The sequence below is a fragment of the Pseudomonas sp. G7(2022) genome, from assembly GCF_052660475.1.
In genome coordinates, this window is sequence record NZ_CP109659.1 from 5385456 (window position 1) to 5412163 (window position 26708).

Consider the following 26708-nt stretch of genomic DNA (forward strand, 5'->3'; position numbering starts at 1 on the left):
CTCAACTCTCGCTTACTGAATTTGTCGCCACATGATACGACGACTGCCGCCGCCGCCCTTTTCCACCAGGGTGGTGATGTTGCCACTGGAGTCGGTCTCGATCTTGCCCTTCCCGGCGTTGACGATGGCGTTCAAGGTCGGGATGCCGCCGGTGAATATCACTCCGCTGGAAATCGTGTCGCTGCTGTCGACGACACCATCGGCGTTGGTATCGAGCACCGCGTAGTTGAGCATCTTACCGCTGAACGCATCGAGTTCGACCAGTTTACCGGTGCCAAAACTCGCACAAGGATCGGTGGTGTCGACACTGGCCGTGGTAAACACGATGCGCCCGAGTACGATGCTGGCCTGATTGATCACCCGCTCGCCGGTCAGCACGTTGTTGTATACCAGCGGCAGGTACCAGCCCTTCTCCGCTGGATAGGTCGTGTCATTCTGGGTTGTGGTCAGGAACTGCCCGGAGCTGCCGGAGAAGGATCCGGTAATCGCTTGCGCCTGCAGACTGCTGACAGTCAGTTGACCCGAACCCCCATCGGCATCCCACACCGAATAAAACGCCTGCAAGTCCTTGTTGGTCTTGTCGGCGGTCTCGTTGAATTTGCCGGTGCCGACGAAAATCTGTTTGCCACCCAGAGCATTGTCCGCCAGCAACGGTTGCGCGGTGATCGGCTGAGTCGCCCCGCCGGCTGTCGTGAACAGCGGCTTGCCGGAAAACGCCACGCCCCAGCTGTCGGACGAAGCGGCGCTCAGGTCGAACTTCCACATCCGCCCCTTCAAGTCACCGCCATACGCGGCCTGCACCACGTTCTGCGAATTGACCCGTAGCTTCACCGAGGACAAACCGTTGGTGGTTTCCGTACTGTCGATGACGATTTTCCTGATCAGCGAGCCGTCACGCACATCCAGCACATACAGCGCCGCCACCCCGGAGTTGCTGCCGTAACCGTTGGCAATGAACGCTGCCCAGCGACCATCGGCCAAGCGTGCCACTTCCGGACGGGCATAGGCGTAACCCAGATCATTAAAAGCGTTGGAGGTGCTGGCAGTAGCCGGCGCGCTGACTTCCCACAAGGCACGGATAACGTTGCCTGCCGAGGCATCGAACAGTTGGAGCCCGTAGAAGGTTTTGCCCCCGGCCCCCGTCCCGCCAATGGCCAGGGTTTTCCACGCCGTGCCGAATTGCGCATCGAATACACCAAGTTGACCGTCCACCAGAAACTTGTGGCTGACGCCGTTGACGTAGTTCGGATCGGCAATCAGGCGCAGCGAGGCCAATACGCTGGATGGCATGTAGGCATAGCGCCGGGTACCGTTAGCCGAGTTGATGACGCTGACAAATCCGTCGTTGGCGTTCACCACGAGGCTGGCATTCATGTTCGAAGCCTTGGTGGTCAGGTAGGTGCTGTAGGTGGTATCGCCAGCCAGATCGGAGGCGGTTTTATCCGTGGGTGAAGCCAGCACCAGCGGCGAGTTGATGATGTCCCCGAGCAACACGCTGCGCACTTTGAGCCCGGCCTTGTTGGTGCCCTTGCTCCATTCGACCAGGTCTATGCCGCTGATGCCGGTGGGCAAACCCTGACTGAGAACGGTCTGCTGGGTTGGAGAGAAATTACCGTAGGCCAGCGTCACCGCCGCATTGTTCAGAGTGTTCCACGACTGGTAGGTCGGCGCAGTGGCGCCGGGCACGATGGCGGTGTCGGTGGTCCACAGCACGGCCGACGTATTGACCGCCCCGGCCGAGGTGAAGCCAAAGGACTTGATCGTGCCGCGCCAATCTTTGGGATCGTAGGTGGTTTGAAAAAAACTGCTGCCAGCGGTCAGCGTGGTGCCGCTGGTCACACCCGCACCGCCGGAACCAGCCTTGGAGGTGATATCGCTCAACGCCGAAGACAGCGCGACATTCAGGCCGGCGCTGTCGGTCGCCTGGTAGTAGCGACCCTGTCCGTAATCGGCGGCGTCCGAGAGCATGTCGTTGGAGGCGGTAAAACCTACGGTGTAGGTATTCATATACTGCTTGGGAAAATCCACCGCATTCCAGCTCTTGCCTGCCGCGTCGGTACCGCTGAAACGCATGTCGATGTCGAAGGCAAACTTGGCGATATCGTCCAGATACAACGTATCGCCCTCCCCGTCCCCGTTCAGGTTGTTCCCGTCATTGTTGATGCCGTCCCAGTTCGGCAAGCGGCTGCCGCCCAGCGGGTCGTTGTTCGCAAAGGTGCGGTCGTAGGTCGGCAGGCCGTCGGTGATGACCACCCCGTAGTTTTTCTGGCAGCGGTACTGGATCGGGCTGGTGTAGGTGCTGGGGGTGTTGTTGTAGTACGGCGTCATCCCGCGCATGTAGCGGGTGATTTCGTAATAGGTCTCGGCCAGTGGCGTGTTGGCCACCGCGCTCAGGCCGTTGATCGAGGAAATCAGTGCGTTGTAGTTGTTGTCGGCCTGGGCCTGGGTCACGCTGCCGCTGACTGGTGACAAGTCGCTGATGGAGCGTGCAATGAAACCACCGTTGCCGGGGTTGTTGCCGGTGGCCGGGTTGAAGGTGGCGAGGCCCATGCGCAGGTTGCGGTTGCTGGTGACCAGTGCGGTAGAGACGTTGCGCGCCACGTTGATCCGGTAATCGTTGGGAATGGCTCCGGTAGTGAAATCGCGTGTGCCGTTGTTGATCGCCAGCCCGACCACGTAGGAAATGTAATCCGCCGAATAGCGAGTGTTGCCGCTGCCCACCGGATCCGGCAGCTTCAGACAGAGCGGTGTCAGGCTGTTGTTGTAGAACGCATAGGCACCGCCGGAGCAGCCGGAAGTCGGCAGGCTCGAAAGAAAGATCGTATCGCCGGTGATGGCGGTCGAGCTCAGGCACAGGCCGATGACCGCGTTGCACTGCCGTGCCGGCGTGCGATCCTCGGCCGGATCGAACCCCGCCGCATAAATGATGCTGTTCATACTCCCTGAGTCGTCGATCAACAGCATGACGTTGGGCGGTACTGCGGCCGCGCTCAACAGCGGCGATTCGGACGGCGTGAACGCATATGCCGGCGTCGCCACATACAAGCCCGTCAAAAGCCCCGTCAGGCAGGCTCGCCACCTTGAGCGTCGCTCAATACTTCGCATAAACGCTCTCCACCACACTGCGTGAGCTGCCGACGATGCCGACTGCCGTGACCCGATACAACGTCGCCGAGGTGTTGCTCGGCACGTTCACCGCCGTCAGGGTCGTGCCGATGTTCTGCACCCCGTAGAAGCCGCTGCCGGCGGCAATCCAGGTGACACCCGACGTGGAATTGAGCCCCGCTGAACTGACCACCGATGACTCCGCCGGCGGCGCGCATTGCGTGGGGTTGGCACACACCGCCAGCGAATAACTGTCCAGTTGCACGGCACTTTCACCAATGCGCAGCGCCGCCTCGGCCGTCTGGAACGATTGATTGCGCAGACTCACACTGCCGGCCATTTTTTCCTGAAGGTTGGCGCTTTGCATTGATGACAGGCCGATCACCGTGAGGAGCAGCAGAAACACCAGACTGACCAGCAACACCATACCGCCCTGATACCGTCGCCGATGGAGAGAAACGTTCATCGCTCGCCCCTCACTGCAAGCGGTTGCGCAAGGCGGCAACCACGTTGAAGGTTTGATTGCTGACCCGATTGTTCGGGTCAGTGAGGGTCAGGCTCAGGCGCACGCTGCGGATCCGCGCCGGATCACCGGGATTGGCGCTGTAGGTGGACGCCGCGACATCGGTCGCAGAACTCGCCAGACCGAACATCACGGAAAACGCACTGACGTTGTTCACCAGCACCTGCTGGGCCGGATTCCCGCTGCCGGTGCCCATCAGAATCTGGTTGTTGCTGAAGCTGTAGATCAGACGACGGATCGGGAACGCGATCTGCCCCGTCGCTGCTGTCCGTGCGCCGGTATAAGCAATGGCGCTGTTGCGGCAATCGGAGACCACGGTCCAGGTCGGCGTCCCACCCGCGCTGCCCACATCGGCGGTGACCAGGGTCAGCTTGAGATTGGCGTTGTCCCAGCTGATCGGCATGATCTGAGCCGCCGTGAAATCCCCCGCCGAGCTGGAATCGGTAATCGTGCCCAGACAGCCGAACATGCCCACCATGCGCAGTTCCTGGATCATCTTGCTCAGCACGAACCGCGCGTCTTCCTGCATGGCGGCGGCGCTGTTCTGGCTGACGTAGGTGTTTTTCGCCGCCAGGAAGATCTGCACCACGCCGAGCACCACGATCAGCCCCAGCGCCAGCGCGACCAGCATTTCGATCAGGCCGAAGCCCAGATTATGGCGCTTCATGGCGTGGCCACCGGGTCGACCGCAGCGCGGCTGGTCAGGACAAAGCTGCGGGTTGCACTGCTCGTATTGGCGGCGCGTGCGTCACTCCAGGTGATGGTGATGGTGTACACGCGTTGATTGAGGGTGATGCTGCCGGTGGCGGTCGGTCCGCCGAAATTGACGATATTGGTGGTGAAATCGTAGAGATCCTGATCCCGGGCGACACTCAGGTTGCCCGTGGTCGGTGGTGTGACGGTGTAGTCGGCGCCCGAGTTGGCGCGGATCCGGTCCATCATGTCGTAGGCGATGAAACTGGCCTGACTGGTCATCCGCGAGCTGTCGGTGTATTTCAGCGCATTGAGCTGAACCGCCGCCGCCCCCAGTAACCCGACCGTCAGAATCAACAACGCGACCAGCACTTCGATCAGCGTCATGCCCTCCTGTGCGTGCTTGCTCCCTGCCCTCATCCGCAGCTTCCACCCGATTGAATTCGTCCGTTCAGACACACGTTCAGCGTCCTGCTTTGCGTTCCCAGCGTATAACTGAACACCACCGCCGTGGACGGTGCTGCCAGCCCTCCCAGATTGTTGAAATCCAGCGCGGTCACTCCTGAGGTTAGCGTCAGAGTCGCGCCGCTGCTCATCGCTGGAACAACCCGCAATACATTGGCCGGAGTGCCAGTACTGTCGTAGACCGACAGCTCGCCGGTCCAGACGCTGCCGCCGGCGCTCGGCCGCAAGCGAGTGGTGATGCCCCGGTTGATCGCCTCGAGCCTTGCGTAATTGAGGGCCCGTTGCAGGTCGCCGACTTCGGTGTCGGCCTTGCTGCCCTGGATCGATCGGGTAAACGCCGGGACGGCCATCGTGATCAGGATCACAACCAATGCGACCGCCACCAACACCTCGATCAGCGTGAAACCTTTTGTACGATGATCCATCGATGCCCTCCGTTGCCGTCGGCTATACCTGCCCAGTAAACCTAGAACATTCGACCGGATTACGTCGGTTGATTTGCCCTGCCCGGCGCACGGATCGCGTCGAACACCCTGCATCAAGGAGGAACTGCTCATGCCGCAACAGGGATTCAGTCTGGTCGAACTGCTCATGGGACTGGCGATCGGCGCAATTGTTCTGTCGCTGGTCAGTCCGGCGCTCGCCACACTGAAGGAGTCAAACCATCGACAGCAGGCGGCAGAGTCGTTGATCAGCGGGATCCGCAATGCCCGCACTCAGGCGATCACGCGCAATCAGAGCGTGGTGATTCATGGCATCGACGGGGACTGGAGCCGGGGCTGGCGGATCATTCTGGATGTCAGTGGCAAGGGTGCGGAAGACAGCAGCAATCCGCTGCTGGTCGAGCACGCCAGTGACGGGCGAATACCCATTGTCGGCAACTGGTTCGTCAGTCGGTACATACGGTTCAGCAGTCTGGGGCAACCGCTGATGCCCGGGCGGGCATTTCAGGCAGGAAAACTACACATCTGTTCGACCCGCGAGCCGGTCAGCCAGCTTCAACTGGTGCTGGCGGCGACCGGTCGCGTGCGCCTGGCCAGCGAAAAGGCTGAACAGGCGCTGTGTCGAAAGGATAAAGCGGTCAGATCGAGCGTACGCGCAGCTCTTTAGGCATCGAGAACGTGATGTTCTCTTCACGCCCGGCCAACTCGTCGGCACCGGTGGCACCCCAGGCCTGCAACTGCTGGATCACGCCGCGCACCAATACTTCCGGTGCAGAGGCGCCGGCGGTGATGCCGATACGCTCGACACCATCGAACCAGCTCTTCTGCAGGTCTTCGGCGCCATCGATCAGGTAGGCCGGGGTGGCCATGCGTTCGGCCAGCTCACGCAGACGGTTGGAATTGGAGCTGTTCGGGCTGCCGACCACCAACACCACGTCGCATTCGTCGGCCAGTTGCTTGACCGCGTCCTGACGGTTCTGCGTGGCGTAGCAGATGTCGTCCTTGCGCGGCCCACCGATGGCTGGGAAACGCGTGCGCAAGGCGTCGATGACCCGGCTGGTGTCGTCCATCGACAGCGTGGTCTGGGTGACGAAGGCCAGTTTTTCCGGGTCGCGTACCTGCAGCTCGGCAACATCCTTCTCGTCTTCGACGAGGTAGATCGCGCCGCCGTTGCTGGCGTCGTACTGGCCCATGGTGCCTTCGACTTCCGGGTGACCGGCGTGGCCGATCAGGATGCATTCACGACCGTCGCGGCTGTATTTGGCGACTTCGATGTGCACCTTGGTCACCAGCGGACAGGTGGCATCGAACACTTTCAGGCCACGGCCGGCGGCTTCGGTACGCACGGCTTGCGAGACGCCATGGGCACTGAAGATCACGATGACATCGTCCGGTACCTGATCCAGCTCCTCGACGAAGATCGCGCCACGACTGCGCAGGTCCTCGACGACAAACTTGTTGTGCACCACTTCATGACGCACGTAGATCGGCGGCCCGAACACTTCCAGGGCGCGGTTGACGATTTCGATCGCCCGGTCCACGCCGGCGCAGAAGCCACGGGGGTTGGCGAGTTTGATTTGCATGCTATGCCTCGTGTCTTGCGCGCAAGAAAATAGATCATTGCAATCCCAGCGGAAGCAGGCTTGCTCGCGAAAGCGGTGTGCCAGACAACTTTTTTATGTTGAATGTCAGTCTGCATTCGCGAGCAAGCCCGCTCCCACAGGGGTTCTGCTGTGTTACTCAGACGGCTTTGACGGAGAAGATTTCCACGTCAAAGGTCAGCGTCTTGCCGGCCAGCGGGTGGTTGAAGTCGACGGTCACTTGCGCATCGTCGAACTCTTTCACCACACCCGGCAGCTCAGTATTGGCCGCATCGTTGAAGATCACCAGCAGACCCGGCGACAGTTCCATGTCCGCAAACTGCGAGCGCGGCATGACCTGCACGTTTTGCGGGTTCGGCTGGCCGAACGCGTTTTCCGGCTCGACGGTCAGCGTGCGCTTGTCTCCGGCCTTGAAGCCGAACAACGCCGCCTCGAAACCCGGCAGCAGGTTGCCATCGCCGACCTTGAAGGTCGCCGGGGCCTTGTCGAAGGTGCTGTCGACCGTGTCGCCGTTCTCCAGGCGCAATGCAAAGTGCAAGGTGACTTCCGTGTTCTGGCCGATGCGTTGCTCAGCCAATACCTGTTCAGTCATGAACGGCTTCTCCGGTTTTTTTACTTTTGAACATGTCCAGTGCCAGCATCACCGCACCAACGGTGATGGCGCTGTCGGCGAAGTTGAACGCCGGGAAGTACCAGCGGTTCTGCCAGTGCACCAGAATGAAGTCAATCACATGGCCCAGGGCAATGCGGTCATACAGATTGCCCAGCGCGCCGCCCAACACCAGCGCCAGCGCGATGGCCAGCCAGGTTTCGTTGCGGCCCAGGCGTTTGAGCCAGACCACCAGCACCGCACTGACCACCACCGCGATCAGGGCGAACAGCCAGCGCTGCCAGCCGGAGCTGTCGGCCAGGAAGCTGAACGCCGCGCCGGTGTTGTAAGCCAGGGTCCAGCTGAAATAATCGGGAATGATCACGATCTGCTGGTACATCTCGAGCTTGCCTTCGAAGTAGAACTTGCTGGCCTGGTCGATGACCAGAACCAGCAAGCTCAACCAGAGCCAGCTCAGCCGTCCGAAACGGCCAACGGCATTAGGCATAGTGACGAACCTCGCCAGCGCCATCGATGTTGTCCACGCAACGGCCGCAGATCTCCGGATGCTCCGGATTCACGCCGACGTCTTCACGGCAGTGCCAGCAACGGGCGCATTTCGGGAAGGCCGATTTGACGATCTTCAGCTTCAGGCCGCTGACTTCGGTGGCCACAGCTTCGGCCGGAGCCTGTACGAACGGCGCAACGCTGGCAGTCGAAGTGATCAGTACAAAGCGCAGCTCGTTGCTGAGTTTGGCCAGGTCGGCGCTCAGGGCATCTTCGGCGTACAGCGTCACTTCGGCTTGCAGGTTGCCACCGACGGCCTTGGCCGCGCGCTGGATTTCCATCTCCTTGTTGACCGCCACCTTCACTTCCATGATGCGATCCCAGTACTCGCGACCCAGCTCGAAGCCTTCCGGCAACTCGGTCAGGCCTTCGTACCAGGTGTTGAGCATCACCGATTCGTTGCGCTCGCCCGGCAGGTATTGCCACAGCTCGTCGGCGGTGAACGCCAGGATCGGCGCGATCCAGCGCACCAGCGCTTCGGAGATGTGGAACAGCGCGGTCTGGCACGAACGACGGGCCTTGCTGTCGGCGCCGGTGGTGTACTGGCGGTCCTTGATGATGTCGAGGTAGAAACCACCCAGCTCCTGCACGCAGAAGTTGTGGATCTTCGAGTAGACGTTCCAGAAACGGTATTCGCCGTAGTGCTCTTGCAGCTCGCGTTGCAGCAGCAGGGTGCGATCCACCGCCCAGCGATCCAGTGCCAGCATGTCTTCGGCCGGCAGCAGGTCGGTGGCCGGATTGAAGCCGGTCAGGTTGGAAAGCAGGAAACGCGCGGTGTTACGGATACGACGATAGGCGTCCGCGCTGCGCTGCAGGATCTGCTCGGACACGGCCATTTCGCCGGAGTAGTCGGTCGAGGCAACCCACAGACGCATGATGTCGGCGCCCAAGGTGTCGTTGACTTTCTGCGGCGCGATCACGTTGCCCAGGGACTTGGACATCTTGCGGCCGGACTCGTCCACGGTGAAGCCGTGGGTCAGCAGCTCGCGGTACGGCGCGTGGTTGTCGATGGCGCAACCGGTCAGCAGGGACGAGTGGAACCAGCCACGATGCTGGTCCGAACCTTCCAGGTACAGGTCGGCACGCGGACCGGTCTCGTGGCCCATCGGGTGCGAACCGCGCAGGACGTGCCAGTGCGTGGTGCCCGAGTCGAACCAGACGTCGAGGGTGTCGCTGATCTTGTCGTACTGCGGCGCTTCATCGCCCAGCAGTTCGGCAGCGTCGAGTTTGAACCAGGCCTCGATACCTTCGACTTCGACGCGCTTGGCGACTTCTTCCATCAGCTCGACGGTGCGAGGGTGCAGCTCGCCGCTTTCCTTGTTCAGGAAGAACGGGATCGGCACACCCCAGTTGCGCTGACGGGAGATGCACCAGTCCGGACGGTTGGCGATCATCGAGTGCAGGCGCGCCTGGCCCCAGGCCGGAACGAACTTGGTGTCTTCGATGGCTTTGAGCGAGCGCTGACGCAGGGTGTCACCGGACACTGGCTCCTTGTCCATGCCGATGAACCATTGCGCGGTAGCGCGGTAGATCAGCGGGGTCTTGTGACGCCAGCAATGCATGTAGCTGTGTTCGATGACGGTGGTGTGCAGCAGCGCACCGACTTCGGTCAGTTTTTCGACAATGGCCGGGTTGGCCTTCCAGATGAACTGGCCGCCGAAGAACTCCAGCGACGGCACATAGACGCCGTTGCTTTGTACCGGGTTGAGGATGTCGTCGTTGACCATGCCGTATTTCTTGCAGGTCACGAAGTCGTCCACACCGTAGGCCGGGGCGGAGTGAACCACACCGGTGCCGGCGCCCAGTTCCACGTAGTCGGCCAGGTACACCGGCGACAGACGGTCGTAGAACGGGTGACGGAAATTGATCAGTTCCAGCGCCGAACCCGGCGCGGTGGCCAGCACGGTGCCTTCGACGCCGTAACGGGTCAGGCACGATTCGACCAACTCTTCAGCCAGCACCAACAGCTTGTCGCCGATGTCGACCAGGGCGTAGGTGAATTCCGGGTGAACGTTAAGCGCCTGGTTGGCCGGGATGGTCCACGGGGTGGTGGTCCAGATCACGATCGAGGCAGGTTTGCCCAGCGACGGCAGACCGAACGCGGCAGCCAGTTTGGCTTCGTCGGCGATCGGGAACGCGACGTCGATGGTCGAGGACTTCTTGTTCTCGTACTCGACTTCCGCTTCGGCCAGGGCCGAACCGCAATCGAAACACCAGTTCACCGGTTTCAGGCCCTTGAACACGAAACCGCCCTTGACGATTTCGGCGAGGGCGCGGATTTCACCGGCCTCGTTCTTGAAGTCCATGGTCTTGTACGGATTGGCGAAGTCGCCCAGCACGCCGAGACGGATGAATTCGGTCTTCTGACCTTCGATCTGCTCGGTGGCGTAGGCACGGCACAGCTCGCGGGTCTTGTCCGCGCCCAGGTTCTTGCCGTGGGTCACTTCAACCTTGTGCTCGATCGGCAGGCCGTGGCAATCCCAGCCCGGGACATACGGCGCGTCGAAGCCCGACAGGGTCTTCGAGCGGATGATCATGTCCTTGAGAATCTTGTTCAGTGCGTGACCGATGTGGATCGTACCGTTGGCGTACGGAGGGCCGTCGTGCAGGACGAACTTCGGACGATCCTTGCCAATCTCGCGCAACTTTCCGTACAGGCCAATACTGTCCCAGCGCTGCAGGATCTGCGGTTCGCGCTGTGGCAGGCCGGCCTTCATTGGGAAGGCGGTGTCCGGAAGGTTTAGCGTGGCTTTATAGTCGGTCATTTAAGGCTCTTCATTAGCGATGGGCGCTAGGTGCGGCTAGTGCACGGGCGGCGGCGACATCCGCGCTGATCGCCGTTTTCAATGCCTCCAGGGAGGCGAAACGCTGCTCTTCACGCAGCTTCTGGTGGAAAACCACCGTCAAACGCCGGTCATACAGATCGCCGGCAAAATCCAAAAGATGTACTTCAAGGTGGGCCTTGCCATCACCTTGCACCGTGGGCCGCACGCCGATATTGGCGACGCCGGGCCAGGTCTTGCCGTCGATGTCGACGTCGACCAGGTAAACACCGGTGAACGGCACGCGACGGCGCTTGAGCTGAATGTTCGCCGTGGGCGTACCCAACTGGCGGGCCAGTTTCTGGCCATGCAGCACACGACCGGCAATCCGGTACGGGCGGCCAAGCAGACGCTCGGCCAGGGCAAAATCGGCGGCGGCCAACGCGTTGCGCACCTGAGTGCTGCTGACGCGAATGCCGTCCAGCTCGACGGTTTGCGCAGCTTCGACGGTAAAACCGTGAACCTGTCCGGCCTGCAACAGAAAATCGAAATCGCCGAGGCGGTCGCAACCGAAGCGGAAATCGTCACCGACCTCCAGATGCTGCACGCCGAGGCCATCGACCAGGATGGTATCAACGAACTCGCTGGCGCTGAGCTTGCTCAGGCGTTGGTTGAACGCCAGGCACAGAACCCGGTCGACGCCTTCGGCAGCCAACAGTTGCAGCTTGTCGCGCAACCGGGCCAGACGCGCCGGAGCGGTCTCCGGGGCAAAGAATTCCCGTGGCTGCGGCTCGAAAATCACCACGCAGCTGGGTACGCCCAACTCGAGCGCACGCTCACGCAGTCGGGCCAGGATGGCCTGGTGACCGCGGTGAACACCGTCAAAGTTGCCAATAGTGGCGACGCAGCCCCGATGCTGGGGGCGCAGATTGTGGAGGCCTCGAACCAGCTGCATAACGCGCTTCTTGCTCATAAAGTGGCCGATTATAACCACACCCGACGGCCGACGACAGGCAACACCGTAACCCAAAGTGAACGAGCCGACAAAACTGCCGGCTGGCGCCCGCTTTTCAAGGGTGAAACCTCAGCTCAAGGCCTTGCGATTGAAGTCGCGCAGGCGGAAACCAAGCAGCAGCAACATGCCGAAATACGCAACCACGCCGGCAACCACCAAGGCGCCCAGGCGCACGAAGCGTTCCAGCATGTGGCCCTGATCCCACGCGGGCATGAAATGCATGCCGATCAACAGCACCGCCGACATCACCGCCACCGCAACCAACAGCTTGAAACCGAACTTCAACCAACCCGGCTGTGGTTGATACATCTGTTGTTTGCGCAGTTGATAGAACAGCAGCCCGGCGTTCAGGCAGGCACCGGCGCTGATCGCCAGTGCCAGGCCGGCGTGCGCCAGCGGACCGATCAGCACCAGGTTGAACAACTGCGTGACCACCAGGGTGAAGATTGCGATTTTTACCGGCGTACGGATGTTTTGTTGCGCATAAAAGCCGGGCGCCAGCACTTTGATCACGATGATCCCGAGCAGACCGACAGAATAGGCAATCAATGCCCGCTGCGTCATCTCCGCGTCAAATCCGCTGAACTGGCCGTACTGGAACAGTGAAACCGTCAACGGCTCGGCCAGAATCCCCAACGCCAGCGCGCATGGCAGTACCAGCACGAAGCACAGGCGCAGGCCCCAGTCGAGAATCCGCGAGTATTCGTGGCGATCCTTGCTGGCGTAGGTCTTGGCCAGTGTCGGCAGCAGGATCGTGCCCAGCGCCACACCGAGTACACCGGACGGCAGCTCCATCAAACGGTCGGCGTAATACATCCACGACACCGAGCCCGCCACCAGGAACGAGGCGAAAATAGTGTTGATGATCAGGGAAATCTGGCTGACCGAGACGCCGATGATCGCCGGCAACATCTGCTTCATCACCCGCCAGACACCGGTATCGCGAAGATTCAGGCGCGGAAGCACGAGCATGCCGATTTTTTTCAAGTGCGGGAGTTGATAAAGCAATTGCGCGAGACCACCGACCAGCACCGCCCACCCGAGGGCCATGACCGGTGGATCGAAGTACGGCGTCAGGAACAGCGCAAACACGATCATGCTGACGTTCAGCAGGGTCGGCACGAACGCCGGCACCGAGAAGCGGTTCCAGGTATTGAGGATCGCCCCCGCCAGCGAAGACAGGGAGATCAGCAATATATAAGGGAAGGTCACTCGCAGCAGGTCGGAGGTCAGCTGGAATTTTTCCGGCGTATCGGTAAAACCGGGGGCCGTGGCCCAGATCACCCAGGGCGCGGCGATCATGCCCAACGCGGTGACCAGCGCCAGTACCAAGGTCAGCAGGCCGGAAACGTAGGCAATAAAGGTGCGGGTCGCCTCTTCGCCCTTCTGGCTTTTATATTCGGCCAGGATCGGCACAAAAGCCTGGGAAAATGCCCCCTCGGCGAAGATCCTGCGCAGCAGATTGGGCAGTTTGAAGGCGATAAAGAAGGCGTCGGTCGCCATTCCGGCGCCGAAGGTGCGGGCAATGAGCGTGTCGCGTACAAACCCGAGAATCCGGGAAAGCATCGTGATAGAGCTGACGGCGGCCAACGATTTGAGCAGATTCATTGAAGGAATTTGTGCCTGTCGATAAACAGCAGGCGAACAATGCGCCTACTTGTGCGATACTCCGCGCCGCAACAGCACAGAGCCAAAGCTCGCGAGTTTACAGGTCAAGCGCCGGAAATAAATATCCCGCCTCTTTATACCTACCACTTAGCGGAACGTCTCAAGCGCCCTTGACAAGACATCTCTTCATCGGCATGATTCGCGGCCTATTTTGTTTGCTATTTCCTAAAAAGTCTTTCGAGGAGCTCGACGGTGGCCAACTCACCTTCCGCCAAAAAACGTGCAAAACAGGCTGAGAAGCGTCGCAGCCACAACGCCAGCCTGCGTTCCATGGTTCGTACCTACATCAAGAATGTAGTTAAAGCCATCGACGCAAAAGACGCTGAAAAAGCTCAAGCTGCATACGTTCTGGCTGTGCCAGTTATCGACCGTATGGCCGATAAAGGCATCATCCACAAGAACAAGGCTGCTCGTCATAAGAGCCGCCTGAATGGCCACGTCAAGGCACTGAAAGAAGCTGCCTAAGCGACGTAGTCATTAAAAAACCGACCTCAGGGTCGGTTTTTTATTGCCTGCAATTTGGCAAAAAACAATGCAAAAAAAGAGGAGCCAACACGCTCCTCGTTTTTTTTGCGCTCAATCAATGAGCCGATGCCCACGGCAGAATCGGTATCGCCGTCACCGCATTCTGCGGACTCCCCTCGATCAGGCGATCGCTGTAGACCAGATACACCAGCGTATTGCGCTTCTTGTCGAGGAAACGCACGACCTGCATGGTTTTGAACACCAGCGAAGTGCGCTCCTTGAACACCTCCTCGCCATCCTTCAGCTCACCCTTGAAGCTGATGGGCCCCACCTGACGACAGGCAATGGACGCCTCGGCGCGATCCTCGGCCAGACCCAAGCCACCCTTCACGCCACCCGTCTTGGCGCGTGACAGGTAGCAGGTCACCCCCTCGACCTTTGGATCATCGAACGCCTCGACCACGATCCGGTCGTTCGGCCCGACAAACTTGAACACCGTCGATACCTGGCCGATTTCCTCGGCCGAGGCCAGCAATGGCAACGCCATCAACAGACCCAACAATCCTTTTGCCATGCGCATTGCGCTTTTCCTCAGACCAGAATCAGGTTGTCACGATGAACCAGCTCCGGCTCAGCCATGTAACCCAGCAAACCGACAATCGCATCCGACGACTGACCGATGATTTTTTGTGCTTCCAGCGCGCTGTAGTTGGCCAGGCCACGGGCGATCTCACGACCGTCCGGCGCCACGCAAACCACCATCTCACCTCGACGGAAACTGCCCTGAACCAGTTTGACGCCAACCGGCAGCAGACTCTTGTGACCTTCCGACAACGCAGAAACCGCACCGTCATCCAGCACCAGCGTGCCGCGGGTTTGCAGATGACCGGCCAGCCATTGCTTGCGCGCCGCCAGCATGCCGCGCTCTGGCGACAGCAGCGTACCGATTCGCTCGCCCGCCTTCAGACGATCAAGCACTCGCTCCAGACGCCCACCCACAATGATGGTATGCGCTCCGGAACGCGCCGCCAGCCTCGCCGCGCGCAGCTTGGTCTGCATGCCGCCACGCCCCAGCGCACCGCCGGTTCCGCCCGCCACCGCATCCAAAGTCGGATCATCGGCACGCGCTTCGTAAATCAGCTGCGCGTCGGGGTTGTTGCGCGGATCAGCGTCGAACATGCCGTCGCGATCCGTCAGGATTACCAGCAGATCAGCCTCGACCAGGTTGGCCACCAACGCAGCGAGCGTGTCGTTGTCGCCGAAACGGATTTCATCGGTGACCACGGTGTCGTTTTCGTTGATCACCGGGATGACTTTCAGCTCGACCAGTGCACGCAAGGTGCTGCGGGCATTCAGGTAGCGCTTGCGGTCGGACAGATCGTCGTGGGTCAGAAGAATTTGCGCCGTGTGCCGGCCATGCTCGGCAAAGCTCGACTCCCAGGCCTGCACCAACCCCATCTGACCGATTGCCGCAGCAGCCTGGAGTTCGTGCATCGCACTGGGTCGTGCGGTCCAGCCCAAACGGCTCATGCCGGCCGCCACCGCCCCGGAGGACACCAGCACCAACTCGACGCCAGCCTCATGCAAAGCCACCATCTGCTCGACCCAGACGCCCATCGCCTTGCGATCAAGGCCCTTGCCATCCGCTGTCAGCAAAGCGCTGCCGATCTTCACGACCCAACGCTGCGCACCTGTCACCTTGCTCCGCATCATCTTCAACCTTAGCTTGAGGACAGCGCGACCCAGCGCTGCCCGTGACGTTATTCGTGGTTACTCGTGACCAACAATCGATTTCCAGATACCAAAACGCCGCTCGATTGAGCGGCGCTTAAGTTTACTTCAACGAATCAGTCACGCACGTAAATGATTTCCGGACCGTCTTCGTCATCCACATCTTCTTCATCCCAGTCATCGTCACCGATGTCGTGGACCGACTTCACGCCACTGCGACGCAGGGCACGCTTGTCATCCAGCGCCTGCAACTGGGCACGGGCCTCGTCTTCGATGCGCTGATCGAGATCGGCCAGCTCTTCCTTGTAGGCCGGGTCATTGGCCAGGCGATCGGCACGATCTTCCAGGTAGCGCATGATGTCGCGCGTCAGGCGTTCGGTGCCTTCTTTGGCGATGGCCGAGATCACGTAGACCGGACCTTCCCATTGCAGACGATCGACAATTTCCTTGACGCGCTCTTCGTGCTCTTCTTCAAGGATCTGGTCGCACTTGTTCAGCACCAGCCAGCGGTCACGCTCCGCCAGGGAGGGGCTGAACTTGATCAGTTCGTTGACGATCACTTCAGCGGCGTCAGGCGCACTGCTTTCGTCCAGCGGCGCCATGTCCACGAGGTGCAGCAGCAGACGGGTACGCGCCAAGTGCTTGAGGAAACGGATACCGAGACCAGCGCCGTCGGAAGCACCTTCGATCAGACCCGGAATGTCGGCGATGACGAAGCTTTTCCAGCGGTCGACGCTGACCACACCCAGGTTCGGCACCAGCGTGGTGAACGGGTAATCGGCGACTTTCGGCTTGGCGGCCGACACGGAACGGATAAAGGTACTTTTACCGGCGTTCGGCAGACCCAGCAGGCCGACGTCAGCCAGAACCTTCATCTCCAGCTTCAGGTCACGCTGCTCGCCCGGCTTGCCCGGCGTGGTCTGGCGCGGCGCACGGTTGGTACTGGATTTGAAACGGGTATTGCCCAGACCGTGCCAGCCGCCCTGCACCACCATCAGTTTCTGACCGGACTTGGTCAGGTCGCCGATGACTTCCTGGGTAGCAGAGTCGATGATGGTGGTACCAACCGGCACACGCAGGATCAGATCCTCACCCTTCTTGCCGGTGCAGTCGGTGCTGCCGCCGTTGGAGCCACGCTCGGCATCGAAGTGCCGGGTGTAACGGTAGTCCACCAGGGTGTTGAGGTTTTCGTCGGCCATCATGTAGATGGAACCGCCGTCACCGCCATCACCACCGTTCGGACCGCCGTTTTCAATGAATTTTTCCCGACGGAAACTCATGCAGCCATTGCCGCCGTCGCCAGCCTTTACGCGGATCGATACTTCATCAACAAACTTCATAACCAACGCCTCTCGCCGTACGGACGAGCCGAAAAACAATCAAGACATAAGACTCTTGCAAAAATGAGCGCAGCGACCCCAATCCACGACCTGCATCGCACGCCGGCAGCCCATACAAACAGCTTTGCAAGAGACTCACCCCACAAACGAAAAAGCCCCGTCGCAAGACAGGGCTTCTCCAGCACTCTCGCAGTTAGGCTGCGACAACGCTCACGTAACGACGACCGAAGGCGCCTTTTACTTCAAACTTGATCACGCCTTCGATTTTCGCGAAGAGGGTGTGATCCTTACCCATGCCAACGCCGTAACCAGCGTGGAATTGGGTGCCGCGCTGACGCACGATGATGTTGCCGGCCTTGATGACCTGGCCGCCATACATCTTCACGCCAAGGCGTTTGGCTTCTGAGTCGCGACCGTTACGGGTACTACCACCAGCTTTTTTGTGTGCCATGAGTTCAATTCTCCTAGTGAGGAATTAGGCTGTAATTAAGCCTGAATACCGGTGATTTTGATCTCGGTGAACCACTGGCGGTGGCCCATACGCTTCATGTGGTGCTTACGGCGACGGAACTTGATGATGCGGACTTTATCGTGACGACCTTGGGAGATCACTTCAGCCTTGACGGTTGCGCCAGCAACAACAGGTGCGCCGATGTTCACGTCGTCGCCATTGGCGACCAACAGAACGCGGTCAAAAGTCACGGATTCGCCAGTAGCGACTTCCAGTTTTTCGATCTTCAGGTATTCACCTTCAGCGACCTTGTATTGCTTACCGCCGGTAACGATTACTGCGTACATGGTATTTCTCCGATAATCCTGCTCACCCAGCTCTTTATAAGAAGAGGTATTGGCTGGCATGGCTGCATGGGGCTGGAACGGCCCAAGTGCAATTGCGTAAGGCAGGTGCTGCCCAGGAAGTTCAGGGTGCGCGATTGTACGCAAGCCTTCGAAGTCATGCAAGGGGCCGTCCATCGCGCCTTGACAGGCCCGGACGTGGGTCCTAGCATGCCGCGCAACCCTTCTGGAGCACCTGTCGCTGATGCAACCCCAAGCTTTCTACCGCGCGGTGGCGGACGATTTTAGCGCCGTCGACGGCATCATCAAGAAGCAGCTGACTTCCCGAGTGCCGCTGGTATCGAAAATCGGCGATTACATCACGTCGGCCGGCGGCAAACGCTTGCGCCCTTTATTGGTGCTGCTGTGTGGCAAGGCCCTGGGTCGCGAAGGCGACGACATGCGTCTGCTGGCCGCCACCATCGAATTCCTGCACACCGCCACCCTGCTGCATGACGACGTGGTCGACATGTCCGGCATGCGCCGTGGCCGTTCGACCGCCAACGCCATGTGGGGCAATGCCCCGAGCGTGCTGGTCGGCGATTTCCTGTACTCGCGTTCGTTCGAAATGATGGTCGAACTGGGTTCGATGCCGGTGATGAAGATCCTGTCCCAGGCCACGCGCATCATCGCCGAAGGCGAAGTGCTGCAGCTGTCCAAGGTTCGCGACGCGAGCACCACCGAAGAAACCTACATGGAAGTCATCCGCGGCAAGACCGCGATGCTGTTCGAGGCTTCGACCCACAGCGCCGCAGCGCTGGCCGGTGCGACCGCCGAGCAGAGCGAAGCCCTGCGCACCTTCGGCGATCACCTGGGCGTGGCGTTTCAGCTGGTCGACGACCTGCTCGACTACAAGGGCGACGCCGAAACCCTGGGCAAGAACGTCGGTGACGATCTGGCCGAAGGCAAGCCGACCCTGCCGCTGATCTACACCATGCGCGAAGGCACGCCAGAGCAAGCTGCACTGGTACGTCAGGCGATCCAGAAAGGCGGGATCGAAGACCTGGAAAGCATCCGCATTGCCGTGGAAGCGTCCGGTTCGCTTGAATACACCGCACAACTGGCTCGCGACTACGTGGCCCGTGCGATCAACTGCCTCGAAGTATTGCCGGCCAGCGAATACCGCGATGCACTGGTTGAACTGAGCGAGTTCGCGGTCGCCCGCACGCACTGATCAACGCCGCGCAATCAAGAAACCGCAGCCTCCGTCGGAGCCTGCGGTTTTTTGTTGCCTGCCATCAGGGATTAAAACCCTATACAATGTGCGACTTTTAACGATCCTCTCTCCAAGGAGCCTTAGTGAGCACGTTGCCACCCTGCCCGAAATGCAATTCCGAATACACCTACGAAGACGGCACCCAACTGGTGTGCCCGGAGTGCGCCCACGAGTGGTCTGCCGGCGGTGAAGCCGAAGTCGCGTCCGATGATGCCGTGAAGAAAGATTCGGTCGGCAACGTCCTGCAGGACGGCGACACCATCACGGTGATCAAGGACCTGAAGGTCAAGGGCACCTCGCTGGTGGTCAAGGTCGGCACCAAGGTCAAGAACATCCGCCTTTGCGACGGCGACCACGACATCGACTGCAAGATCGACGGCATCGGCCCGATGAAACTCAAATCCGAGTTCGTCAGAAAAGTCTGAACCTGCTGTCTTCCATCCCGCGCCCGTCGTGGGATGGAGCTTCACCCTCTCCCGCTATACCCCACAAAACCAGGCAATAGCCAAATGCCAGCCGTTTTGACCTTACGCAATCTTTACCCATAAAAAATCACGAACCGCCAATAGGCGCTTGCTATTTGACGAATAAGAATTATTCTCATTGAAACCCTTTCAATGGAGATGAGAACCATGACTTATTTGATCGACGCCTGGCTGGATCGCCCGCACCCGTACCTCAGGATCCTGCATCGGGAAACCGGCGAAGTCTGCGCGGTACTGGAAGAAGAGGCCCTGCACGAGTTGCAGGATCAAGGGGATCTGGACGTCAGCGGCCTGAGTTCCAGCGAACCGTTGGTGCTCAAGGAGCTGGTGCGCAATCTGTTCCTGTTCTGCTATGCCCGGGCCTTGCGCCCGACCAGTGAACTGCATCACAAGATCGAAGTATGAGAACGGCGGAGAAACCCTGCACAAGCCACGCTTGTGCAGGGTAACGGGATTACAGAACGTCGAGCAGCTCGACGTCGAACACCAGAACGCTGTGCGGCGGGATGCTGCCAACGCCTTGAGCGCCGTAAGCCAGTTCGCTCGGCACGTACAGACGCCACTTGCTGCCGGCATTCATCAGTTGCAGGGCTTCGGTCCAGCCGGCGATCACGCCGCCGACCGGGAACTCTGCCGGCTGGCCACGCTCGTAGGAGCTGTCGAACACAGTGCCGTCGATCAGCGTGCCGTGGTAGTGAGTACGCACGGTGTCTTCACGGGATGGCTTGGCGCCTTCGCCCTGAGTCAGCACTTCGAATTGCAGACCGGAAGCCAGAGTGGTGATGCCGTCTTTCTTGGCGTTTTCAGCCAGGAACGCACGACCTTCGCCAGCGGCGGCTTCGGCCTTGGCAGCGGCTTCGGCTTGCATGATCTCGCGGATCACCTTGAAGCTGGCGGACAGCTCTTCCTGACCCACGCGGCTTGGCTTGCCCGCGAATGCGTCAGTCAGACCGGCCAGGATGGCGTCCAGGCTGACACCCGGTGGCGGGTTGTCGCGCAGCTGGTCACCCAGCTGACGGCCGATACCGTAGCTGACGCGGGTTTCGTCGGTGGACAGATTTACTTCGGACATGACACTGCTCCGCTGTGCGGACGGCCTCAGGACATGCCGTGCGTGCACAGCGCGTCCCGGCGCGCCCGGAACCAAAAGGGCGAGCAGACTAGCACAGATGTTCCGCCATTGATCAGGCCCTGGAGCCTACAGTGCCGAGCGCCAGGCCAGCGGCACTTTCAGGCTTTCTTCGCCGCTGGCACCAAGACCGCACATTTCATCATGTACCGAGGTGTGGACCAGGTTGAACGGCAGCACCGGAAGGTTGTGCAGGACATCCCGGGCATGCTCCACCGAGCGCAGCATCAGCATCTTGCCCTGGGGATCGCTCAACGGGTACGCCGCGCCGTGCATCCGCGCCTCGAGCAGGTAGATTCCGCCCTCCATGGAGATCAGGTTCAGCTCATCGACCTTCCTGGCGATGGCAAACGCATTCAACTCTTGCAGGTTCATGAACGCACCTCACGCTGTAGCGAGCCGGGACGCTTACAGGGATATGCCTCGGCGCTACAAAGTACAAGCCACAAATGACACCGCCCGTCTGTTTCGCAACAGACGGGCGGTTTTGTTACAGCCATCGACAGCTCATCAATGCTTGGTGAGCTTGTCCAGATAACCCATGGCGAACGCCGAGATCACGAAAGTCATGTGGATAATCACGTACCACATCAGGTGCTCGGGATCGACGTTCTTGGCATCCATGAAGATCCGCAGCAGGTGGATCGAGGAAATCGCCACGATCGACGCCGCCACTTTCATCTTCAGCGACGAGGAGTCCATGGTGCCCAGCCAGCTGAGCTTTTCCTTGCCTTCGTCGATATTCAGCTCGGACACGAAGTTCTCGTAGCCGGAAATCATCACCATCACCAGCAAACCGCCGACCAGCGCCATGTCGATCAGCGACAGCAGCACCAGAATCAGCTCGGACTCGGCCATGGAGAAGACGTTGGGAATGACATGAAACACTTCCTGGAAGAATTTCAATGCCAGCGCCAGCAACCCGAGGGACAGCCCGATATAGATCGGCGCCAGCAGCCAGCGCGTGGCGTACATTGCGTTTTCGATAAAGCGTTCCATTGACTCTCACACAAGAAGGGTTGTAATCGGCGGCGAGTATACCAGCCCCCCATGACAGCCAGAAACCGCCCGAAAATCCGCCACCTGCGTGTGTGTGTCAAAGTTTTTCTGCTAGTGTCCAAACCATTGACAGCCCAGCGACAGTGGACAGGACGACTGGAAATGGATGTGCGATTGCCGTTAACGACTGCCGGAATTTGCCTAGCCTTATCGATCGGCGGCTGCTCGCCCGGCGAGGAAAAACACCCGCTCAGCCTAGAACAGAAGACTGCGCAGTTCGAACAGTCGCTGGACGCCATCACCGACCCGAAACTCAAGGATGCCGTGACCGAACTCGGCGGCTCGCTACTGCTCCTGGAGCGCGCGCAGCAACGTCTCGACAACAAACCGCCCAGAACCGAATACGGTGAAGACGCCCTCGGCGTGCTCAAGCATTACCCCACTCCCCAGGCGCTGGTCGATACCTTCATCAACGGCCTGTTCGTGCTCCACAAGGATGCCAGCTCCGACTACCTGACCGACCTGCAGCCGGTGTTTCCCTTCAATCTCAATATCCCCGGCGGGTTTCTGTTCCCCCATGGCGTTGAGTGGCAATCGGTGACGTTGAGCAACAAACGGGTGATCACCTACCAGCCGGAATGGTCGGAAACCGATCCGGGCATTCAACTGAGTCCGTCCAGCTCCAATATCACCAACCCCGACGACCTGACCGTGACCTACCCGTTCATCGAGGGTCTGGACGTCGACAAGAAAACCCGGCCGCGTCCTGTGAGCCTGCAAGGTCAGGTGGAAGTCATCGCCCCGAAACGCCTGCACCGTTTCGATCTGGGCAAACAGGACGTCGGCCAGACCCGGACCGACGCCAACCTCAGCGTGACCCTGTTGAAGCTGGAAAAGAACTACGCCGAAGTCGAATTCAGCAACCATCTGCCGCTCGCCCCGGAAGTCGCCAACACGCCGCTCAACCCGCTGATCGTCCAGGCCCGTGACAGCACCGGCCAGTATCTGGCGCGAGCCGGCGCCATCAATGAAAGCCCCGAGCAGATCGCCTTCTATCAAAAACAACTGACGCACCTGCAACAGCAAAAGGCCTGGAGCGAGGATCTCGAGAAACAGCTGAACGACGACCAGCGCGCCTTCGAACAGCAGCATACGCGCCGTTACAACAAGGTCTACTTCAACGGGCCGATCGATACCCTTGAAGTCAGCGTGCTGGACTTCTCCGAGGCGACCGTCACCCGCAGGCCACTGGACCTGCCGATCCGCGAATTCAACGCGCACACCACGGCGAAAACCGTGCAGCCGCTGGATCTGGCGATCACCGTCTACGACGACCAGGCGCCCAACTGGCTAAAAGGTGCATCACTGACCGAGGACGAGCTGAAAAAAAGCATTCATATCCGCCAGTCAGTGGAAGAGCCCAGCGCCGCGCGCATCGAGTTCGATCACCGCAAAACCTTCAATGACGAGTTGCTGGGCGACGACCTGGCTCCCGGCGAAAGCCCGGTGACGTTCTTCACCGAAAAACACAACGGCAAACTCGACGAGCCGATCGAATTGCCGGCCGAGGCGTATCAGGTGGATCCGCTGCAAGCGACCATCACTTATGACTTGAACCTATTTCCGGAAACCCCGGCAGTGGCCGTCGGTTCGATGCCCTTATTCCTCGCCACGGTGGCGAAACAGTCCTACGAAGCCAAGGCATTGCCCAAGGGCCTGGACATCAGGAACAACGAACTGGTGGTGGACCTGAAATTGTTTCCGGCCAACGAATGGCGATTCTTCGTCAAGGATGACAGCGGCAACTACCTGAAGCAGATCCTTTCGGTCAGCCACGACGCGGGCGCAGAAGGCCCGGCGCTGTTCGGCGTGCACTATTTCTACGGCCGTCCGACGCAGGTGGAAACCTATCATCGAATCGACCTCGTCACTGTGCAGTACGGCTTTGAGGTCAAGCTCGAGAAGGCGCAGACCCAGGGCGCTGCGCCTTGATCGGCGCTAATGATCGAAAATGCCGATATTGCGTCCACGTCCGCCATTGATCTGCCGTAACTGGGCTTGCAGGTGCAAGGACCAGATCTGCGGATCATTGGCCAGTTCGTAGCCGTGCATCGTCAGGCTTTCGACGATGGTATCGAGGATCGATTCGGCAGCGACCGGCCCGTGGAACGGGCCCTGGGCCTTGATGGCGGAAGGTTGTTCACCGGCCATGCCGGCGGCAAAGAGCAAAGTCCACATGCCGGTATCGCCGGCCAACGGCTTGATGGCGCATTCGATTCGGGTTACGAGACCCAGGCACTGACGGGTGAGGCAGAGGTTGCGCGACATGGCGGCGACCCTCGGTAAAGCCGGTGTTCAGCCCTTGCTGAAGGACTGTTTCGATCCCGTGATACTGTCGATGTCCTTGAGCTGAGAATAGAAGAAAAGTCCGCCGCGCCAACCGCGCAGAACCAGAAGGCGCCGAATGGTCATTGTGTGAATATTGACGCCAGAGTGATGGCACTTTTGCCGACGTTCGCGACAAAACAAAATGGGAGCACAAGGCTCCCATTTATGTTCTGCAGCCTGGCTTACGCCGGCTTGGCCTCGGCCAGCGCCTCCTGCGCCAGTTCCTTCTCGGCCTCTTTCAGGTCTTCTTCGCTGATCATTTCGGCAATCACCCGCAGACGCTCCACCACGCGCGCGTTGACGCTGCCTTCCGGGAACTCGCCATTCTCGTTCGGCTCACCGGCAGGCTCACCCACCAGCAGGCTCAGCGCTTCATCTGCCTGACGCACCGCATAAACATGGAACTGCCCTGCACGCACTGCAGCCAACACTTTCTCGTCGAGCATCAGCGTGGCGACGTTGGCGTGAGGAATGATTGCGCCTTGCTCACCTGTCAGTCCACGTGCTTCACAGAGACGGAAAAAGCCTTCGATCTTCTCGTTGACCCCACCCACCGCCTGCACTTCGCCGAACTGGTTGATCGATCCGGTGATGGCAAAACACTGCTTGAGCGGGGTTTTCGACAAGGCCGAAATCAGCGTGCACGCCTCGCCCAGCGACGCACTGTCGCCATCGACGTAGCCGTAGGACTGCTCCAGCGCGATGCTGGCGGAAATCGCCAGCGGGAATTCCTGGGCGTAACGGCTGCCCAGATACCCGGTGAGAATCATCACGCCCTTGGAGTGAATCGGCTGACCGAGGTTGACCTCGCGCTCGATGTCGACGATGCCGCTGCCGCCCGGGTAGACCGTGGCGGAAATCCGCGCCGGCACCCCGAACGCCGAGTCACCGACTTCGAGCACGGTCAGGCCGTTGCACTTGCCGACCGCCGCGCCGTCGGTGTCGATCAGGATGATCCCTGCCAGCATGTCGTCGAGAATCCGTGCCGACACACGGCCGGTGCGGGTAGCCTTGGCCTTCAGGGCGCGTTCGATGTGGCCCGCGTCGGTCATTTCATCGCTGGCCAGGTGACGAATGAAATCCGCCTCGCTGACCAGCTGGAACAGATCGCCGATCCGCGCCGACAACCGCCCCTGATGCTCGGCCAGACGCGCGCTGTAAGTCGCCAGACGCGCCACCGCGTCGGCGGTCAGCGGCGCCATGCCTTCTTCCGAAGTACGGGTTTTCAGCAACTGGGCAAACTGCTCCAGACTCTCGTCGACCATCGGGATGTCTTCGTCGAAATCCACCAGAACACGGAACATCTCCTGGAAGTCCGGATCGAGGTCCTGCAGCGTGTAGTACAGCTGACGCGCGCCAATGATGATCACTTTGACATTCAACGGAATGAACTGTGGGTTGAGCGTCATGGTAGCGAAACGCCCCATCTCGCCCAGCGGCGATTCCATTTTCAGCTTGCGCGATTGCAGGGCGCGCTTGAGCGCATCCCATACGAATGGCTCGCCGAGCATTTTTTCCGCTTCGAGGATCAGGAAACCACCGTTTGCGCGGTGCAGCGCACCCGGACGCAACTGACGATAGGTGGTGTAGAGCGCGCCTTGATCGGTGGTGTATTCGATGCGGCCGAACAGGTTTTCGTAGGTCGGATGCGGCTCAAATACCACCGGTGCACCGCCACTGTGTGGATGACCGACCACCAGGCTCGGCGCGTATTGTTCTTCCAGCAGCTTGCGCGCGACCGCATCGGTCTTGCTGTCATCGACCAATTGCTCGACCACGGTTTTCAGCAGATACACCTGCATCGCTTGCAGGTAACCGCAGACGGCCGCGTTTTCCGCGTACTTCTCCGACAGCGGTGCGAGCAAAGGCTGCAAGGCCAGGGTGATGGTTTCTTCATTGAGCTGACGCAGTTGGTTGCTCGATTCGCGTTTCCACTGCGGCAGGCTCGCCAATTCTTCGTTCAGGCGTTCTTCGAGGCCGGAAATATCGTCGTGAAAGCGTTCGCGCTCGGCTTCCGGCAACTGGGCGAATTCGGCTTCGTCCAGCGCCTTGCCCTCAAGCATCGGGGTGAAGGCGATGTTGCTGCTGTCGCGGTACAGGGCGACGTCTTTTTCCAGGGCCAGACGTTCGATGACGTCCAGTGCCTTGTCGTAGCGCTGATTGAAGGCGCGGTCGATGGCGCTCTTCTTCTGCTGGTAGGACGGGTGTTCGAACACCGCAGGAAAGGTCGCCAGCAGGTTGTCGATCAGGCCGTTGATGTCGCCGATGAAGGCACCGGCGCTGCCCGATGGCAATTCCAGGGCGCGGGGTTCGCGCGGCTCATCGAAATTGTTGACGTAGACCCAGTCCGCCGGGGTCTGCAGGCGTTTGCCTTCGGCCTTCAGGTAGCGTTTGACGAACGAGAAACGGCCGGTGCCGGGCTCGCCCATGACGAATACGTTGTAACCGGGGCGTGGCATGGCCACACCGAACTGCAAGGCTTCGACCGCACGTTCCTGGCCAAGCACACCGCGAAAGGGCTCCAGATCATTGGTGGTAGTGAAGCTGAACTGTTCAGCGGAAAACGGACGGGTCAGCGCTTCGGGCGCTAGACGCAAGCTGGCAGCAACAGGATCAGGCATCGGACTTCCTTAACAATCAGGCGGGGCAGATAGCGGCATTCTGGCGCTGCCCGAGCCCCACTGGCAAGG

Annotated in this window: 27 protein-coding genes; 6 read left to right on the forward strand and 21 right to left on the reverse strand. The window is 60.1% G+C overall.

Annotated elements, in window-relative coordinates; genetic code table 11:
• Positions 1-12: 12 nt before the first annotated feature.
• From NE357_RS24650 to NE357_RS24670, 5 genes are read right to left on the reverse strand one after another with little or no spacing between them, the layout of a single operon-like run.
• A complete protein-coding gene (locus NE357_RS24650) occupies positions 13-3105 on the reverse strand; it encodes a pilus assembly protein (RefSeq protein ID WP_169431973.1) in 3093 nt (1030 codons plus the stop codon).
• Positions 3092-3571: a pilus assembly PilX family protein gene (locus NE357_RS24655; protein WP_169431974.1), complete on the reverse strand. Its 480-nt coding sequence runs from the start codon at positions 3569-3571 to the stop codon at positions 3092-3094. Before NE357_RS24655 ends, NE357_RS24650 begins: the two co-directional genes overlap by 14 nt.
• Positions 3572-3581: 10 nt before the next feature.
• Positions 3582-4295, reverse strand: a complete 714-nt coding sequence (locus NE357_RS24660; RefSeq protein ID WP_169431975.1) for a PilW family protein — start codon at positions 4293-4295, stop codon at positions 3582-3584.
• A complete protein-coding gene (gene pilV / locus NE357_RS24665; protein WP_169431976.1) occupies positions 4292-4741 on the reverse strand; it encodes a type IV pilus modification protein PilV in 450 nt (149 codons plus the stop codon). Before pilV ends, NE357_RS24660 begins: the two co-directional genes overlap by 4 nt.
• Entirely contained in the window at positions 4738-5211 is a 474-nt protein-coding gene (locus NE357_RS24670) for a GspH/FimT family pseudopilin (protein WP_169431977.1), read from the reverse strand. Before NE357_RS24670 ends, pilV begins: the two co-directional genes overlap by 4 nt.
• A gap of 130 nt (positions 5212-5341) precedes the next feature.
• Between NE357_RS24670 and NE357_RS24675 the strand changes: the two genes are divergently transcribed.
• On the forward strand, positions 5342-5896 hold the full coding sequence (locus NE357_RS24675) for a GspH/FimT family pseudopilin (RefSeq protein WP_169431978.1): 555 nt from the start codon (positions 5342-5344) through the stop codon (positions 5894-5896).
• On the opposite strand, the gene ispH is transcribed toward NE357_RS24675, so the two are convergent.
• The 6 genes from ispH to murJ form a co-directional block, all read right to left on the reverse strand.
• Positions 5868-6812, reverse strand: coding sequence for a 4-hydroxy-3-methylbut-2-enyl diphosphate reductase (ispH, locus tag NE357_RS24680; RefSeq protein WP_169431979.1), 945 nt, complete (start codon positions 6810-6812; stop codon positions 5868-5870). The two genes, NE357_RS24675 and ispH, sit on opposite strands and share 29 nt — an antisense overlap.
• Before the next feature lie 157 nt (positions 6813-6969).
• On the reverse strand, positions 6970-7407 hold the full coding sequence (gene fkpB, locus NE357_RS24685; protein ID WP_169432708.1) for an FKBP-type peptidyl-prolyl cis-trans isomerase: 438 nt from the start codon (positions 7405-7407) through the stop codon (positions 6970-6972).
• Positions 7408-7414: 7 nt separating this feature from the next.
• On the reverse strand, positions 7415-7927 hold the full coding sequence (lspA, locus tag NE357_RS24690) for a signal peptidase II (protein WP_085712189.1): 513 nt from the start codon (positions 7925-7927) through the stop codon (positions 7415-7417).
• The gene (ileS, locus tag NE357_RS24695) at positions 7920-10751 is read right to left on the reverse strand and encodes an isoleucine--tRNA ligase (RefSeq protein ID WP_169431980.1); all 2832 of its coding nucleotides are present in this window, start codon (positions 10749-10751) and stop codon (positions 7920-7922) included. The genes lspA and ileS overlap by 8 nt, the downstream gene beginning before the upstream one ends.
• Positions 10752-10764: 13 nt before the next feature.
• Positions 10765-11703 carry a bifunctional riboflavin kinase/FAD synthetase gene (ribF, locus tag NE357_RS24700; protein ID WP_007959537.1) on the reverse strand — a complete coding sequence of 313 codons (939 nt, stop codon included), beginning with the start codon at positions 11701-11703 and terminating at the stop codon, positions 10765-10767.
• Positions 11704-11832: 129 nt separating this feature from the next.
• Complete coding sequence (murJ, locus tag NE357_RS24705; protein WP_169431981.1) at positions 11833-13371, reverse strand: murein biosynthesis integral membrane protein MurJ; 1539 nt, start codon at positions 13369-13371, stop codon at positions 11833-11835.
• Between the two features lie 252 nt (positions 13372-13623).
• Between murJ and rpsT the strand changes: the two genes are divergently transcribed.
• Positions 13624-13896: a 30S ribosomal protein S20 gene (gene rpsT, locus NE357_RS24710; protein WP_003228351.1), complete on the forward strand. Its 273-nt coding sequence runs from the start codon at positions 13624-13626 to the stop codon at positions 13894-13896.
• Positions 13897-14011: 115 nt separating this feature from the next.
• Here the strand turns inward: rpsT and NE357_RS24715 are convergent, their stop codons facing one another.
• The 5 genes from NE357_RS24715 to rplU form a co-directional block, all read right to left on the reverse strand.
• The gene (locus NE357_RS24715; RefSeq protein ID WP_169431982.1) at positions 14012-14476 is read right to left on the reverse strand and encodes a CreA family protein; all 465 of its coding nucleotides are present in this window, start codon (positions 14474-14476) and stop codon (positions 14012-14014) included.
• Positions 14477-14487: 11 nt separating this feature from the next.
• Positions 14488-15606, reverse strand: a complete 1119-nt coding sequence (gene proB, locus NE357_RS24720; RefSeq protein WP_085712194.1) for a glutamate 5-kinase — start codon at positions 15604-15606, stop codon at positions 14488-14490.
• 137 nt (positions 15607-15743) lie between these two features.
• The gene (cgtA, locus tag NE357_RS24725) at positions 15744-16967 is read right to left on the reverse strand and encodes an Obg family GTPase CgtA (protein ID WP_169431983.1); all 1224 of its coding nucleotides are present in this window, start codon (positions 16965-16967) and stop codon (positions 15744-15746) included.
• 193 nt (positions 16968-17160) lie between these two features.
• A complete protein-coding gene (gene rpmA / locus NE357_RS24730; protein ID WP_003228360.1) occupies positions 17161-17418 on the reverse strand; it encodes a 50S ribosomal protein L27 in 258 nt (85 codons plus the stop codon).
• 35 nt (positions 17419-17453) lie between these two features.
• A complete protein-coding gene (gene rplU / locus NE357_RS24735) occupies positions 17454-17765 on the reverse strand; it encodes a 50S ribosomal protein L21 (RefSeq protein ID WP_003228361.1) in 312 nt (103 codons plus the stop codon).
• A gap of 241 nt (positions 17766-18006) precedes the next feature.
• Between rplU and NE357_RS24740 the strand changes: the two genes are divergently transcribed.
• The 3 genes from NE357_RS24740 (at position 18007) to NE357_RS24750 (ending at position 19907) form a co-directional block, all read left to right on the forward strand.
• Entirely contained in the window at positions 18007-18975 is a 969-nt protein-coding gene (locus tag NE357_RS24740; protein ID WP_169431984.1) for a polyprenyl synthetase family protein, read from the forward strand.
• Positions 18976-19100: 125 nt separating this feature from the next.
• Entirely contained in the window at positions 19101-19442 is a 342-nt protein-coding gene (locus NE357_RS24745) for a zinc ribbon domain-containing protein YjdM (RefSeq protein ID WP_007950963.1), read from the forward strand.
• Positions 19443-19649: 207 nt separating this feature from the next.
• Positions 19650-19907, forward strand: coding sequence for a PA4570 family protein (locus NE357_RS24750; protein ID WP_039771721.1), 258 nt, complete (start codon positions 19650-19652; stop codon positions 19905-19907).
• Between the two features lie 49 nt (positions 19908-19956).
• Here NE357_RS24750 and NE357_RS24755 read toward each other — a convergent pair whose 3' ends face one another.
• From NE357_RS24755 to NE357_RS24765, 3 genes are all read right to left on the reverse strand, one after another.
• Complete coding sequence (locus tag NE357_RS24755) at positions 19957-20574, reverse strand: FKBP-type peptidyl-prolyl cis-trans isomerase (protein ID WP_085689724.1); 618 nt, start codon at positions 20572-20574, stop codon at positions 19957-19959.
• 126 nt (positions 20575-20700) lie between these two features.
• Entirely contained in the window at positions 20701-21006 is a 306-nt protein-coding gene (locus NE357_RS24760) for a DUF6482 family protein (protein WP_169431985.1), read from the reverse strand.
• Between the two features lie 135 nt (positions 21007-21141).
• Positions 21142-21630, reverse strand: coding sequence for a TIGR00645 family protein (locus NE357_RS24765; RefSeq protein ID WP_007950967.1), 489 nt, complete (start codon positions 21628-21630; stop codon positions 21142-21144).
• Between the two features lie 162 nt (positions 21631-21792).
• Here NE357_RS24765 and NE357_RS24770 point away from each other — a divergent pair, with 162 nt between their 5' ends.
• The gene (locus NE357_RS24770) at positions 21793-23622 is read left to right on the forward strand and encodes a hypothetical protein (RefSeq protein WP_169431986.1); all 1830 of its coding nucleotides are present in this window, start codon (positions 21793-21795) and stop codon (positions 23620-23622) included.
• A 6-nt stretch (positions 23623-23628) separates the two neighbouring features.
• Here the strand turns inward: NE357_RS24770 and NE357_RS24775 are convergent, their stop codons facing one another.
• Together NE357_RS24775 and NE357_RS24780 are read right to left on the reverse strand one after the other, a co-directional pair.
• Positions 23629-23958, reverse strand: a complete 330-nt coding sequence (locus NE357_RS24775) for a PA4575 family protein (protein WP_169431987.1) — start codon at positions 23956-23958, stop codon at positions 23629-23631.
• Between the two features lie 242 nt (positions 23959-24200).
• The gene (locus tag NE357_RS24780; protein WP_169431988.1) at positions 24201-26639 is read right to left on the reverse strand and encodes a Lon protease family protein; all 2439 of its coding nucleotides are present in this window, start codon (positions 26637-26639) and stop codon (positions 24201-24203) included.
• Positions 26640-26708: the final 69 nt, after the last annotated feature.